The following is a 14,044-nucleotide window of genomic DNA, read 5'->3' on the forward strand; positions in this document are numbered from 1 at the left end:
ATTACCACTCCGCAAATGAACCGTCTTTGTTTGTCCAGTGAGGATTACGCCAGCGTGGATTAATCTTGCCCTGCTCTCGCATAAAAGCTTCATTAATCTCAACGCCTAAACCGTCCCCTTCTAAATTTAGGCAATAGCCTTCGTCAAAGGAAAAAGCATCTTTATTATCAATATAATCAAGAACATCATTACCTTTGTTATAATGAATCCCAATGCTCTGCTCCTGAATAATCGCATTTTGAGAACACGTATCTACATGAACAGATGAAGCCAATGCAACCGGACCTAAAGGACAATGAGGGGCAAGAGCAACATCATAAGTCTCAGCCATGCTCGCAATTTTTTTCATCTCAGTAATGCCACCGCAATGGCATACATCAGGCTGAATAATATCAATACCACCACGTTCAAGAAGTGCTTTAAAATCCCAACGAGAGTGTAAACGTTCACCCGTTGCAATTGGGATTGCTCCATACTGCGCTATTTCATGAATCGCATCTAAATGTTCTGGTAAAACAATCTCTTCCACAAACATTGGGTGCATAGGTTCAAGTTCTCGCATAAGAATTTTTGCCATCGCTTTATGCACTCGACCATGAAAATCAATGCCGATACCCATATCAGATCCAACCGCATCTCGGATGGATTGCACACGAGTTAACAGAGCATCTATTTTGCTGTAATCATCAATATAATTAAGCTCTTCTGTGGCATTCATTTTTATCGCAGTAAATCCCTCATCTTGCTTTTCTTTAGCCATTCGAACCACATCGTCTGGGCGATCTCCCCCGATCCATGAGTAAGTACGAATTTTATCTCGACACTTTCCACCAAGGAGTTGATAAGCAGGAACTCCCAATGCCTTTCCTTTTATGTCCCACAAAGCCTGATCAATACCAGCTAATGCGCTCATAAATACAGGGCCACCACGATAAAATGATGAGCGGTGAAGATAGTTCCAATGTAATTCAATATCCCTAGGATCTTTCCCTATTAGGTATTCCATCATTTCATCAACACAAGTATGTACCGTGTGTGTTCGCCCTTCTAAGCTTGGTTCCCCCCACCCGACAATGCCTTCATCAGTGACTATTTTGATAAAGCCCCAACGAGGTGGAACAATGAATGTTTCATAACTTACAATTTTCATATCATCACCAATTAACCAAACAGATTAGGTAGGAACGTAATAACTTCAGGAAGTAAAACGAGAGAGAATTGAACCAATAACATACTTAATAAGAATGGTACGATTGCTCGACTTAACTGAACCATTGATGATCCTGTTATGCCTTTTGCTACAAAGAGATTAACCCCGACAGGCGGAGTAATAAGCCCTAACTCAGTACCAACAATTAAAATGATACCGAAATGATATGGACTCACTCCAAGCTGAACCAAGATAGGTAAAAATAGTGGGGTATAAATAAGTATTTGAGCCGCGGTTTCGATAAACAGGCCAGTAAACATAATAAGCACAACAAAAATCATTAAGATAAGTGTCGCGTTATTAGTGTATGACAGAATAAGTTCGCCTATCATTTGTGGTATTTGACTGATCGTTAAGTAACGAGCAAATGCCGTGGCAAAGCCTAATATAATAATGACACACCCCGTCGTCAGTGCGGCTTTAACGATCACTGGGCGTAAATCACTAAACTTCATTTCCTTATGAACGAACAAACTAATAATTAAGGTATAAATTACCGTAATACATGCAGCTTCTGTCGCAGTAAAAATACCCGAATAGATACCACCAAGAATAATAATTGGTGTTAGTAGTGCCCATTTTGCTTCTTTTAAGGTGGTCTTCACTTGCTGTAGGCTAAAGTCTTCATCTTGACCTTTATACCCACGACGTTTAGAGATCCAGTACACGACTAAGATAAGTCCAGTACCGATCATCGCACCAGGAATAAACCCTGCTAAAAACATATCACCAATGGATATTTCAGCCGTAACCGCATAAATAATCATTGGAATTGAAGGTGGGATAAGAATACCAAGTGAGCCTGCGGATGCAGTTAATGCACCTGCAAAATGACGGTTGTAACCTTTTTCTATCATCGATGGAACCATCATTGAACCAATGGCAGCAACCGTTGCAGGAGATGAACCAGAAATAGCGGCAAAAAACATACACGCCACAACCGTAACAATACCTAAGCCGCCAGCAGTACGCCCAACAAGACTTGAAGCAAAGTTAACTATACGACGAGATAATCCGCCGGTTTCCATAACAAAACCAGCCATAATAAACATAGGTATTGCAAGATAGGTAAACGAATCTAATGCTGAAAATGAAAGTTGAGCGATAAATGAAACAGGGATATCACTTAAAAATAGAGCAAAAGCCGTCGTCATACCAATACTAATGGCAATAGGCATACCAATAAAAAGTAAGACCACAAAAGCCAACATCGCGATTCCGAAAGTAGCCATTAGTCACACCCCACAGATATATTTGATTCATCTAATTTATTTGTTAATCGTAAATAAGCACGCTGAATTAAGCGCAGCGCTATTAAATAAAATGAAAAAGGAACAACGGCGTATACCCAACCAGAACTCCACCCAAGAGCAGGCGTTGTTTGTTCAACATCAAGGGTTTCAATCGTAATTTCAATACCGTAATAACCGATATAAATCATAAAGATAGCAAAAGACAAATCAATGATAGTATCTAAAATTCGCTTATTTGCTCCTTTGATATAATTATCAATCACTTCAACACGAACATGTGCACCTCGAATAACCGCTAAACTTGCTGAAATATAAACAAGTGCAATAAAAACATATCGAGATAATTCTTCTGTCCACGACAACGAAAAGTTAAATACAAAACGAAATAATATTTGCAAAAAACAGAGAATAATAAGAGAAGAGAACAGTAATATACTGACGTACTCTTCAATATTATTCATAAAATAATTAATTTTATTTTTCATAATACAAACCTAAAACAATCAGAGCTCCTATATAGAAAAGGAGCTCTATTTCCATGTTTATTGAAGAGAATCTACAGTTGCTGTTAGCTCACGATATAATTCAGGGTTAATATCATCAGCAAATTGCTGAACAACAGGCGCTACAATTTCACGCATTTTTGCTTTTTCTTCTGGAGAGATTTCAGTGTAAACCAAGCCAGCATCAATCATATTTTGTAATGACTGCTTATCTTGTTCACGCACTGAAGTTCGCATATGGTCGATAGCAACTTTAGCTGCATCATTTAATGCCGTTTGTTCTTCTTCAGATAAGCCATTGTAGAATCGCTTACCAACAACAAACACAACCCAACTATACACATGACCAGTATTTGATACGTATTTTTGTACTTCATACAAACGCTGTGAATAGATATTGGTATATAGATTTTCTTGACCATCTACCACGCCTTGTTGAAGTGATGAAAACAGCTCAGAAAAAGCCATTGGAGTCGGGTTTGCACCTAAAGCACGGAATGAATCTAGGTGCGCTTTATTCTGCATGGTTCTTAATTTTAGCCCATCGAAATCTTTTGCTGTAGCAATAGGACGAGTGTTATTCGTTACATGTCTAAAACCAAAGTTCCCATACCCTAAACCAACATAGCCCGCTCTTTCTAATTTAGATGCTAACTTCTGTCCCCATTCACCATCAACAACTTGGTTAGCAATATCTTCTGTAGGAAAAATAAAAGGCAAAGATAAAATATTAAAATCCTTGACGATATTTGCTAGTACCGCTGGAGATGGAAGGTTCATTTGTACAATATTTTGTTTAATAGCTTCGAGAGCTTCTTGGTCATTGCCTAACTGATTATTAGCAAAAACCTTCACATCGATACTATTATTCGTTGCTTGTTCAACGTGTTCTTCAAATTTCTTCATTGCAGCGTATTCGAAATGTGATTCAGGAACCCCAATCCCGATTCTCATTGTTTTAGCAGCATTCGCATAGGATGAAACAGCAATCATCGACACAGCACATAGCGTAAAAAGTTTGTTCAGTTTCATAATTTATTCCTTTGTAGGGAGAGTAAATTGTTTTATTTTTGTGTGCCTAACCAAGCTTTTTTATAGGCATGACTACGGCTTTTTAGCTCTTCTAGCGACATACCTTTTTGATACAATCCAGACCCAAGACCAAATCCATCAGCCCCAACATCTAAATACTCTTGCATACTTTCTTTGTTTGCAGCCACACCACCAACAGGAAGGCAAACCGTTCCTTCTGGCAGTACAGACTTCATTGCTTTTATTCCTTTTGCTCCAATCACTTCAGCAGGAAAAAACTTCAATGCAGAAGCACCGCAAGATAATGCAGTAAACGCTTCTGTTGTTGTTTGAACTCCCGGCATAACAATACAATCCCGCTTAGATGCAATACTAATTACATCTGGATTCATATTCGGTGTGACAATTAATTTTGCTCCAGTCTCTAATACATCAATCAATTTTTGTTGATCGGTTACTGTACCAGCTCCTACGATAGCTTTATCACCATATTCATCCACAAGTAACTTAATACTCATTAATGCGTCAGGGCTATTGAGAGGAACTTCAATAAACCGATCCCCCTCTTCAATCAGTATCTTGGCTGCTGGTAAAATTTCACTTGGCAAAATACCGCGTAAAATAGCGACAAGAGGTAATGATTGAAAAAATGGATTTGCTTTTAAGTTAGTCATTACTCTTATTTTCTCCTTTAAATGATTGATATAAATGATTCATACCAGCCAAAAAGCACTCATCTCCACTAACTTGTTGAGCGTCAAAACCAAGATGGTTCAACGCTTGAACATAACGTTCAGTCAGTAAAAAATTACCAACAACAAAACACGATTCTGTTATCGACAATTGACTTAATTCATGGCCAATTAATAAACCAGATAAATAGGATTCAATATTGTGTTCATCAATTTGATCGAATAATCGCCTTGTCCGAACGCTGAATAAGATTTGATTTAGCGGATGTTGGCGTCCTAAACAAACGCCATCTAAAAAGACATGTTGAGAGTTATGTTGAATAGGTAAGTCTTTACCTAGAATGGAATGGTGCTTTAAAAGAGAGAACAACTCTCCTGTCATTACGGTAGAAAAACGCTCTAAAAGACCATTTTTCCAATAAACATGTTTACTATGAGTTCCGGGTAAAATAGAAAAGAATGTAGACTTTTTAATAATATCTGACAAACCAATCAGCTGTACCTCTTCTCCTCTCATTACATCAGGCATTCCTACCGAATTATGAGAACAACTCACACCAGCAATAATATTAGCTTGCCCGTTAAAGACAGTAACTGTATTTCCTATAAATTCAGAAATACTTGCTGGCGTTTTGATATATTGTGCTTCCTTCCAACCTTGTTTTGAGCCAACCATTCCAGCCATTAAAATAGGAAGAGTTGGACAAGCAGTTAGCCAATGACCAATTAATCCTTCAAGAGTGCTAGGAAAGTCTCCTTTCTTAACACTCAATAATCCTTTTGATTCTTCTACACGCGAAAGACATTCCCCTTGCTCATTCATTAAAAATGCACGGAAATTGGTTGTCCCCCAATCTATCGCTATCCAATTATTTTCCACCAGACCTCCAAGTCAGACAAACAATAACAACTTGTATGACAAGAATACTAGTGATAAAAAAACAGTGATACCGTGATCACTGTCTAAAATTGATTAATTAATATACTTAATGTATTTATTTGCAACATTGGTAACCTTATTTATCGCATTAACAACAATCATCTTCATTTCATTACGAGCGGATTCTGGTTCTCTCATACGAACAGCATCCATAACTCTAAAGTGTTCATCCAATGCCGGCTTACTTAAAGTCAAATCGTTATCGCAAGTTTGCTTAAACGAGACTGTCATGGCTGTAGTCAGTGCATCTCCCATTGCGATTAAAAATGGGTTATGTGTTGCTAAAAGTAATGAGTGGTGAAAGCGAACATCACCTTTTGTCATCATTTCCTGATCTTTTAACTCCACACCTTTTACCATTAAATCATAGGCTTCCTCTATAAGAGCAAGATCTTTTCCTGTTGCATTTATCGCCGCAAGAGAAGCTATATTTGGTTCAAAAACTAATCTTGTTGCCATTAAATGGCCAATAATCTCATCATTTACCTGAAATTCGGCAACCCAATTAAGTACGGCATTATCCAACCAATTCCATTCTTCTGGAGAGTTAACCACACTACCACTTTTCGGTATTATAGTAATGATCCCTTTACTTGATAAATTCTGTAATGCTGCTCTTACAGAGGTTCTTGATACATCTAGTTCCTTTGCAAGGTAGTTTTCTCCCATTAGAGAGTCCCCACAAACTAAGTCATTAGTAAAGATTAATTTCACTACATATTGCTGTACTATTTCTGTTTTAGAAAGGCTCATTCTTATCATACAAGTTAAAAGACATTAAGAACATAATATGCGTAATATTGGTGATTGTATAGCCAGATAGCAAAAAACCGCCTTTATTCAAAATAATAAAGGCGGTTTTATTTATATTCGACTTTCGATAATTAAAAACGATAACCCACAGTTAACGATAATTGATCTTGGTCTTGATTATCAATATTGAAGAAGTCATAACGAAGATCGGTATACAATCCCATATTTAAATTAGCACGTACACCCATACCTCCCATTAATGAAATTTCTTTAAATGAATCACTAATACCATCATATGATAGCTTCTCATTTACTCGAGCTAGGCCTACTGCACCATATGGTTTTACTGACCACTCTTCAAATTTAAACGTGTAACCAATATCAGAATCTATTTTTAATGTACTTCCATCTAAATCAACACCGTACTTACTGCCGTTATTATTTTGATATGATGCATTAATGCCAAAAATTTGGTTAATATCATAACCATACTCAAGTTTAATACCATCCCCCCAATCAGCTCCTCGGTTATCAAAAACCAATTCTGTATTCGAGTAACCACCACCAATTCGGTGGCCACTAAATTCATTGTCTTCAAAAATAGAAGCTGACACTGAAGGAGTTAAAGCTAAAGTAAATAGACTTGCTAGTAAAATTTTTGGAGTATTGTTCATAATAAATCTCGCTTATTAGGTTATCGAATCCATTCAATAAAAATTAATTAATCATTTCGTATTGGAGTGAATAAGATAGAAATTAGCTTTCTTCATTATCTTGATTATTCTGCTCTTCTAGATCCGCCAGTTGCTGCTCTAACTCGCGAATTTTAATTTCAGCTTCAAGCTCAGCTAGGCGTTTTTCTGCATCACTACGATTATCTTGTGAATGACCATCAGCTAAAACTTGAACATCTTTACTATTTCGAGAATCTTCTAAGTCTTTCATTGAACCAGCAACACCACCAGTAACACCACCAACGGCTGCACCTTTTACTGCTAATCTCGCATCACCAGTTACGGCACCTAAAGTAGCACCAACCAAGGCTCCGCCAACCGCGCCTCGGTTTCTTGCTGCGTTTTCATTATCAGCATCCATCGCTGGTGAAGCACATCCTGTGACAACAAATGTAGAGGCAATCAATACTGCTTTTACTTTATTGTTTAGGAAGAACATAAATAGACTCTCTCTGTTTTGTGGGAACAAATGAATAATAAGAGAGTTAGAGGAAGGAGAGAATTGAACGTTAGTTATAGCGCTGATAACCACGGTTTATCACACTATCCAAAAGCTAAAAAGCGGTTATAAAAAAACCGCCAATCAGATGGGCGGTTTTTTATTAGCTCATAATAATATGATGGTATTAATAAGCGCTTGTCTCATACCCTTTTTTACGGCTACGAGCTTCAGCAATAGCACCATGTACCATTTTACCAAAGGCTTTATCCTTTGCGCGTTGTTCAGCTAGGCTTGCACCATTAATAGCTTGCTCACGCATTAACTTTTGGTAGCTCACCAAACGGCGCTCATCGAGCTCACCAGAATCAACCGCTTTTAGTACAGCACAACCCGGCTCTTTGGTATGTGAACAGTCACTAAAACGACACGTTAACGCAAGGTCTGTAATCTCACTAAATGTGGCATTCACACCTTGCTCGCAATCTGCTAGTTGCAATTCACGCATTCCAGGAGTATCCATTAACAAACCGCCTTGAGGCATTAGCTTAAGAGCTCGGTGTGTTGTTGTATGTCTACCTTTGCTGTCATCTTCACGGATTTCGCCCGTCTCTTGAGCTTCAAATCCAAGCAATCCATTAACTAATGTTGATTTACCAACACCAGATGAACCTAAGAAAGCGATAGTTTGACCATTTTTACAATAGCTATGTAACGCTGTTAGCTCTTTCGCATCTAGCGCATTCACACTGTATACGCTCATCATACGATTCAGTTTTTGCACTTGATCTTGTTTATCATCAGCATCGTCGCATAAATCAGCTTTAGTCAGAACAACCACTGGCTCTACTTCCGCTTCTTTTGCAATAGCAAGATAACGCTCAATACGGCTCAAATTGAAATCGTTATTCAAAGAACATACGATCATGACACTATCAACATTCGCAGCAATCAGCTGTGATGCGACTTTAGAACCCGGTGCCTTACGATCAAACAATGATTGTCTATCTAGTACACGCTGAATTCGTAGATCTTCATCAAATAGTACCCAATCACCCACACAAACACGCTCATCACCAGATGGTGGTAATAAACTCACTTGGCCTTGCTCACTCAAAACAATCACATTGCTTCGATGCTGTTCAATAATTCGACCAACCTGAAAATCAGTTAAATCTTCAAAAGTCAGTTGTTGTTGAAAATAAGGTCGCCAGCCTAGTTGCGATAGTGTGAGAATTTGCTCACTCATTTGTTGCTCCATACATATGGTAGATTGTTTACCATTGATAGGGATATATAAAAATCAATGGTAAGCAATCTAATGCAAATCCCTCATAAAACAAGGTGTTTAAACTGCTCTATTTTGCTCCGAGATTTTACCACCGTATACAGAAAAAATAGCAATGAAAGTTTTTCGATGAACCTCTCTTTTTCATCGTTTTAAGATCTTGGTAGCAATTATTTACAACAAGATGATAAACAAATGAAGTTTTACTTTTATTCTCATCAATTAGCCCCACTATTTTTCCGTTTTTACAGAAAAAATATGATTAGTTCAGAGTATGATAACCTTCCTATTTATTTGAAAATTGAACAAAAGCGGCAATGAATAACGAAAACGACAAATAATGATTTTATTTCCTTAAAAGCCAAGCAGTCACAAATAAATACCTTATACTTACTTATTCACAAATACGGTGGCCAAAAGAATTAATTCGCTTTAGATCCCACTCTCTTTTTCGCTCCGATCAGCTTAGCTAAAGGATTATGCATATGGTGATTCGTATTTTATGGTTTTTTTATTTGGGAATCTTGGTTGGTTGCAGTTCTCATGTTCCCAAAAAAGACAGGGATAACGTAAGAAACGAAATAAATACCACCTCCTCTGAGATCATCACTAAAATCAGTAAAGACTACCCTGATGTAGCAGACCAACTTCAATCAGCAAAAGGTTATGGTACAGTCAGTTTATCTGGCATCATGGTTCCTGCAATTGGAGGAGCGACAGGAAGAGGCGCTATCTATAACAATGAAGATTCTTCAATTACTTATATTGATGTTAACCGATATGATCTTGGTATAGGTTTAGCTCTTGGTAATTATCAAGCTCTCGCAATTTTTGATACTGAAGAAGCAATAGCAGAGTACAAGCGAGGCGTTCACACTCTTTCTCTTGAAGCGGCCTTAAACCTTGATGATGAAGGAACTACAACTTCAGCCGCACTTCTTGATGCAGAAAACGATGTTCCAGTTTATGTACTATCAAATTCAGGTTTCGGTGCAACAGGAACATTACGATACTTATCGACCTCCGTTAACCACGATTTAAACGATACTGGGTTAGGTGACTTTACCATTCCAAATAAAACCGAACCTACAGAAGCAGATAGCTATTCACTAGAACCAACAAAAGCTCCGAAAAAATGGGAGAGATCACTTCCTTTTTATGCACAAGCCGTCATTGATAAAGGTTACTCATTACCCAAGCCTTATGGCATAAGCATCATCTATACAGATACTTTTCAATACATGGATATCAGTGATTTAGATGTGGGGATTAATGGGTCTAAACAGTATCCTATTGATTTTGTTTCTTTTGATAACAACAGTAATAACACGAGATCGCCTCAGTTAAAGCTAGATGCGTGGTTATTTCCTTTTATGAATGTCTTTGGAGCAGTAGGGAAAATTAAAGGGACAGCTGATATAGGAATACAATTCAGCGGCGATGATTTAATTAAACAATTAGGTAGAGATTGCAGCGGAATATTAAAGCCTCCATCATGTAGGCTACAAGGAAAAAATCCTAATGTTAGTGTTACCGCGCATTTAGAAGGTACAAACTATACCTTAGGAACCATATTGGCTTCTGGGTGGAACAGTTATTTTATTACTCTACCTATTTCAGTAACTTACGCTGATATGAAAAAGAATGATGCAGAAGGGTTAATCGTCAATATCTCACCTAGAGTAGGAAAGATATTCCCGATCACAGGCCCTCAATCTATCGCCGTTTATGCCGGAGGTACCTACTTAGATAGTACATTGACATTAACCGGAACGTATAATTACGAAGGGGTTGGCATTGACTATAAAGTAAAACAAAGTAATACGGATAAATGGGCTAGCTTAGTTGGGGCTAATTACGTATTTAATCAAAATTGGTCATTAGCCATGGAATACGGATGGAAGTCAGATAGAAAAAGACAATTTATCACACTTCTAAATCGACGCTTTTAGATCACAACGTGTATAACGATAAATAAATCGCTTTATTACGATCCGCTAGCGATTCTTTTTCAAAAAGTTAGCTATGGATGCTTTAGGTGTTTTACCTATCTTCATCATTAATTCAAAGCTTGGATTTACTATTCCGTGCTCTCTTTCTAACGTCTCTAATAATACCAGCCATAATGATGCCGTAACCTCAGCATCAGCTAATGCTCGGTGAAATACACCATCATTCTCAATTTGATGATAAGCGACCAAATCACCTAATTTATGCGATGATGCTTCTTGAGTTAATCGTCTAGACACTAATAGTGAACAAGCAAAATCCCCATAATATTCACGCTGGATTAACGCTAACTCACCATCTAAAAAGCGCTTATCAAACGAAGCATTATGAGCAACCAGATTGCAACCTTGAATAAAGTTGGCAAACTCATTCATTACTTCATCACAACTGGCTGCATCTGCAAGCATACGATTAGAAATACCCGTGTAGTTCTCGATAAATGAACTGACTCGAAATCCGGGGTTCATTAGGCCTTGGAAGCGATCAACCACCACACCATTTTCTAATTTTACTGCACCAATCTCTATCGCACGATCCCCCTGATTGGGAGATAGACCTGTGGTTTCGAAATCGAGTACAACAACAGTATTTGCTGGCGTTGCTTTTTTTAGAACAAATGGATGACATGTGTATTTCCTAAATAAACAAATAAAAAAACGCGAGTTGGTAATCAAACTCGCGTTTTTAAATAGATTAAATAATCTTAACGTAAAGCTAAATGATTAAGCAATATTAACCTGTAGCATTTTAACTTGATGGTCTAGGTACTCTTCATAAGTACCTTGGAAGTTAATTATGTTTTTATCTTTGATATCGATAATATGAGTCGCTAGTGACGATACAAATTCACGGTCATGGCTAACAAAGATTAACGTACCCGGATACACTTTTAGTGCATCATTTAACGCTTCAATCGCCTCCATATCCATGTGGTTTGTTGGTTCATCCATAACAAGTACGTTGATATCTTGCATCATTAGCTTGCCAAATAATAAACGGTTTTTCTCACCACCAGAACAGTTGCGCGCTTTCTTATTTGCATCATCCGCCGTAAATAATAAACGACCTAAAATACCACGGACCATAAGATCATCATGCTTCACAGTACGCCACTGAGAGATCCAATCAAAGATGCTTAAATCATTATCAAAATCAGCAGTACTATCTTGAGGGCAATAACCAACAGAAGCGTTTTCAGACCATTTAACAATACCTTCGTTTTGCTGTAAGTCTTGAACTAAGCAGCGTAAGAAGGTTGTTTTACCCACACCATTTTCACCAATTACCGCTAAACGCGTACCAGCTTCAAGCAGTAAATTACCACCTTTAAACAATACTTCACCATCAAATCCATGACCTAGATTTTCAAGCTCTAATGCTTGGCGGTGTAATTTTTTACCTTCACCAAAATTAATAGATGGGCTCATACGGCTAGACGATTTCACTTCATCTAGTGTGATTTTTTCCATCTTCTTAGCACGAGAACTGGCTTGTTTTGCTTTAGATGCATTTGCACCAAAACGGTTTACGAAATCTTGTAGCTCACTGATCTCAGCTTCTTTTTTCGCATTTCCAGCTAGCAGTTGCTCACGGATCAAGCTTGATGCTTCTAAGAAATATTCATAGTTACCAGGGTAAATACGCAATTCACCGTAATCAATGTCAGCCATGTGCGTACATACAGAGTTCAAAAAGTGTCTGTCGTGCGAAATGATGATCATGGTACATTTACGTTTGTTTAACTCTTCTGCTAACCAGTTAATCGTATGAATATCTAAGTTGTTGGTTGGTTCATCAAGTAACAAAATATCTGGGTTTGCAAACAATGCCTGTGCCAATAACACTCGTAGTTTCCAGCCAGGTGCCACTTGTTGCATTAAACCAAAGTGAAGTGATTCTTCAATACCTGCTTGAATGAGAATATCACCTGCACGGCTCTCTGCACTGTAGCCGTCCATTTCAGCAAATTCACTTTCAAGCTCAGCGACTTTCATACCATCTTCTTCACTCATTTCAGGTAGTGAATAGATTCGATCACGCTCTTGTTTGATTTCCCATAATTTTTTATCACCCATGATCACAACATCAATTACGTTAAATTGTTCAAACGCAAACTGATCTTGACTCAATACGCCTAATTTTTGTCCCGGCGTCATTGATACATTGCCAGAACTCGGCGTTAAGGCACCACTAAGAATCTTCATGAACGTTGATTTTCCGCAACCATTTGCTCCGATCAAACCATAACGGTTACCGTTGCCAAATTTTGCTGAAATGTTTTCAAATAAAGGCTCTGCGCCAAATTGCATGGTGATATTGTTTGATTGTATCAACGAAATAATTCCTAGGGTTTACTGACAAGTCATGATCAGGCGCTAAAAAGCCAAAAGATGAAGGACGAAAGTATGATGAATGAGAAAATCTAGGCGCGGATTATACAGAGATCTCGATCACATTGTCGAGAAGTATGACGTTTTAATACACAATAAAAAAGCCCCAGAAAAATCCAGAGCTTTAAGAATAACAAAGAGAACTTAAATTACGTATTAATCAAGCTTAATTAAAATTTATAACCAACAGTAAAAGAGAATTGATCGGCAAAAATATTATCACCACTGTCTTTTAGATTCATAAAATCCAATCTTAAATCAGTATAAAAATGTTGGTTAAATGTCGCTCGAGTACCAACACCTATGAATATGGTTGAATCATCCCATTTTCCAACATCTTGGCCTAATACGCTAAATTCTTCTTTAAACTTAGCAAAGCCCAACACCCCATAAGGCTTAATTGATGCATTTTCCATATGGAATGTGTAGCCAATATCAGTATCAAACTTAAACGTTGAGGTATCTATGTCAAAAAGTGATTCACTTCCACTGCCTTTATTCAAAGAAACGTTGATACCAAAAATATCATTAATGTCGTAACCATAAGCTAAAGTGAAGCCACTTGTAGAGTGCTTGCTATCAAAAGCCACATCATCAATGCTCGTTGAGTTAAAACCTAAACCGATTCGATGCCCTTCTAAAGCATTAGCATAAAGGGTTGTTGAAGATAAAAGCGCTGCTGCTAGAAGTGTTTTTTGTACTAATTTCATAATTACTCTCATTTTTTAAATTAATGATTTCATCCTTGAATTCGTGTTCTTAATCATTGAGTGCATAATATGGAATCAATGTAATTTAGG

At 37.6% G+C, this 14,044-nt stretch carries 14 protein-coding genes; 1 reads left to right on the forward strand and 13 read right to left on the reverse strand.

Annotation, left to right across the window (positions count from 1 at the left end; all coding sequences use genetic code 11):
- Position 1: 1 nt before the first annotated feature.
- The 10 genes from dgoD to rsgA all read right to left on the reverse strand — a co-directional run bounded on the left by dgoD (position 2) and on the right by rsgA (position 8,805).
- A complete protein-coding gene (dgoD, locus tag HC728_RS11395) occupies positions 2-1,150 on the reverse strand; it encodes a galactonate dehydratase (protein ID WP_065624547.1) in 1,149 nt (382 codons plus the stop codon).
- 11 nt (positions 1,151-1,161) lie between these two features.
- A complete protein-coding gene (locus tag HC728_RS11400) occupies positions 1,162-2,442 on the reverse strand; it encodes a TRAP transporter large permease (protein ID WP_005421710.1) in 1,281 nt (426 codons plus the stop codon).
- Positions 2,442-2,948, reverse strand: coding sequence for a TRAP transporter small permease (locus HC728_RS11405; protein WP_005421709.1), 507 nt, complete (start codon positions 2,946-2,948; stop codon positions 2,442-2,444). The genes HC728_RS11400 and HC728_RS11405 overlap by 1 nt, the downstream gene beginning before the upstream one ends.
- 57 nt (positions 2,949-3,005) lie before the next feature.
- A complete protein-coding gene (locus tag HC728_RS11410) occupies positions 3,006-3,998 on the reverse strand; it encodes a TRAP transporter substrate-binding protein (RefSeq protein WP_190395513.1) in 993 nt (330 codons plus the stop codon).
- 32 nt (positions 3,999-4,030) lie between these two features.
- On the reverse strand, positions 4,031-4,672 hold the full coding sequence (locus HC728_RS11415; RefSeq protein ID WP_190395514.1) for a 2-dehydro-3-deoxy-6-phosphogalactonate aldolase: 642 nt from the start codon (positions 4,670-4,672) through the stop codon (positions 4,031-4,033).
- Positions 4,665-5,570, reverse strand: coding sequence for a 2-dehydro-3-deoxygalactonokinase (locus tag HC728_RS11420; protein WP_065598190.1), 906 nt, complete (start codon positions 5,568-5,570; stop codon positions 4,665-4,667). The genes HC728_RS11415 and HC728_RS11420 overlap by 8 nt, the downstream gene beginning before the upstream one ends.
- A gap of 93 nt (positions 5,571-5,663) precedes the next feature.
- On the reverse strand, positions 5,664-6,383 hold the full coding sequence (locus HC728_RS11425) for a FadR/GntR family transcriptional regulator (RefSeq protein ID WP_017019961.1): 720 nt from the start codon (positions 6,381-6,383) through the stop codon (positions 5,664-5,666).
- A 131-nt stretch (positions 6,384-6,514) separates the two neighbouring features.
- Positions 6,515-7,057: a porin family protein gene (locus HC728_RS11430; protein WP_005421703.1), complete on the reverse strand. Its 543-nt coding sequence runs from the start codon at positions 7,055-7,057 to the stop codon at positions 6,515-6,517.
- An 82-nt stretch (positions 7,058-7,139) separates the two neighbouring features.
- Positions 7,140-7,556 (reverse strand): glycine zipper domain-containing protein, encoded by a 417-nt coding sequence (locus HC728_RS11435; RefSeq protein WP_005421701.1) that lies wholly within the window; start codon positions 7,554-7,556, stop codon positions 7,140-7,142.
- Positions 7,557-7,743: 187 nt separating this feature from the next.
- Positions 7,744-8,805, reverse strand: coding sequence for a ribosome small subunit-dependent GTPase A (rsgA, locus tag HC728_RS11440; protein ID WP_005421700.1), 1,062 nt, complete (start codon positions 8,803-8,805; stop codon positions 7,744-7,746).
- A gap of 524 nt (positions 8,806-9,329) precedes the next feature.
- Between rsgA and HC728_RS11445 the strand changes: the two genes are divergently transcribed.
- The gene (locus tag HC728_RS11445; protein WP_065598192.1) at positions 9,330-10,796 is read left to right on the forward strand and encodes a hypothetical protein; all 1,467 of its coding nucleotides are present in this window, start codon (positions 9,330-9,332) and stop codon (positions 10,794-10,796) included.
- A 45-nt stretch (positions 10,797-10,841) separates the two neighbouring features.
- Here the strand turns inward: HC728_RS11445 and HC728_RS11450 are convergent, their stop codons facing one another.
- The 3 genes from HC728_RS11450 to HC728_RS11460 all read right to left on the reverse strand — a co-directional run bounded on the left by HC728_RS11450 (position 10,842) and on the right by HC728_RS11460 (position 13,954).
- Positions 10,842-11,504 carry an exonuclease domain-containing protein gene (locus tag HC728_RS11450; RefSeq protein ID WP_190395525.1) on the reverse strand — a complete coding sequence of 221 codons (663 nt, stop codon included), beginning with the start codon at positions 11,502-11,504 and terminating at the stop codon, positions 10,842-10,844.
- A gap of 72 nt (positions 11,505-11,576) precedes the next feature.
- Positions 11,577-13,187 (reverse strand): ABC-F family ATPase, encoded by a 1,611-nt coding sequence (locus tag HC728_RS11455; protein WP_081300251.1) that lies wholly within the window; start codon positions 13,185-13,187, stop codon positions 11,577-11,579.
- Between the two features lie 227 nt (positions 13,188-13,414).
- The gene (locus HC728_RS11460; protein ID WP_054775960.1) at positions 13,415-13,954 is read right to left on the reverse strand and encodes a porin family protein; all 540 of its coding nucleotides are present in this window, start codon (positions 13,952-13,954) and stop codon (positions 13,415-13,417) included.
- Positions 13,955-14,044 lie beyond the last annotated feature (90 nt).

Origin of the sequence: Aliivibrio sp. S10_S31 (genome assembly GCF_014694495.1) — a bacterium.
In the GTDB taxonomy this organism is placed as follows: domain Bacteria; phylum Pseudomonadota; class Gammaproteobacteria; order Enterobacterales; family Vibrionaceae; genus Aliivibrio; species Aliivibrio fischeri.

Coding starts and splice junctions, on each gene's coding strand:
- HC728_RS11445 (WP_065598192.1), top strand. CDS start 9,330: ATGGTGATTCGTATTTTATGGTTTTTTTATTTGGGAATCTTGGTTGGT.
- HC728_RS11425 (WP_017019961.1), bottom strand. CDS start 6,383: ATGAGCCTTTCTAAAACAGAAATAGTACAGCAATATGTAGTGAAATTA.
- HC728_RS11430 (WP_005421703.1), bottom strand. CDS start 7,057: ATGAACAATACTCCAAAAATTTTACTAGCAAGTCTATTTACTTTAGCT.
- HC728_RS11435 (WP_005421701.1), bottom strand. CDS start 7,556: ATGTTCTTCCTAAACAATAAAGTAAAAGCAGTATTGATTGCCTCTACA.
- HC728_RS11415 (WP_190395514.1), bottom strand. CDS start 4,672: ATGACTAACTTAAAAGCAAATCCATTTTTTCAATCATTACCTCTTGTC.
- HC728_RS11410 (WP_190395513.1), bottom strand. CDS start 3,998: ATGAAACTGAACAAACTTTTTACGCTATGTGCTGTGTCGATGATTGCT.
- HC728_RS11405 (WP_005421709.1), bottom strand. CDS start 2,948: ATGAAAAATAAAATTAATTATTTTATGAATAATATTGAAGAGTACGTC.
- HC728_RS11400 (WP_005421710.1), bottom strand. CDS start 2,442: ATGGCTACTTTCGGAATCGCGATGTTGGCTTTTGTGGTCTTACTTTTT.
- dgoD (WP_065624547.1), bottom strand. CDS start 1,150: ATGAAAATTGTAAGTTATGAAACATTCATTGTTCCACCTCGTTGGGGC.
- rsgA (WP_005421700.1), bottom strand. CDS start 8,805: ATGAGTGAGCAAATTCTCACACTATCGCAACTAGGCTGGCGACCTTAT.
- HC728_RS11460 (WP_054775960.1), bottom strand. CDS start 13,954: ATGAAATTAGTACAAAAAACACTTCTAGCAGCAGCGCTTTTATCTTCA.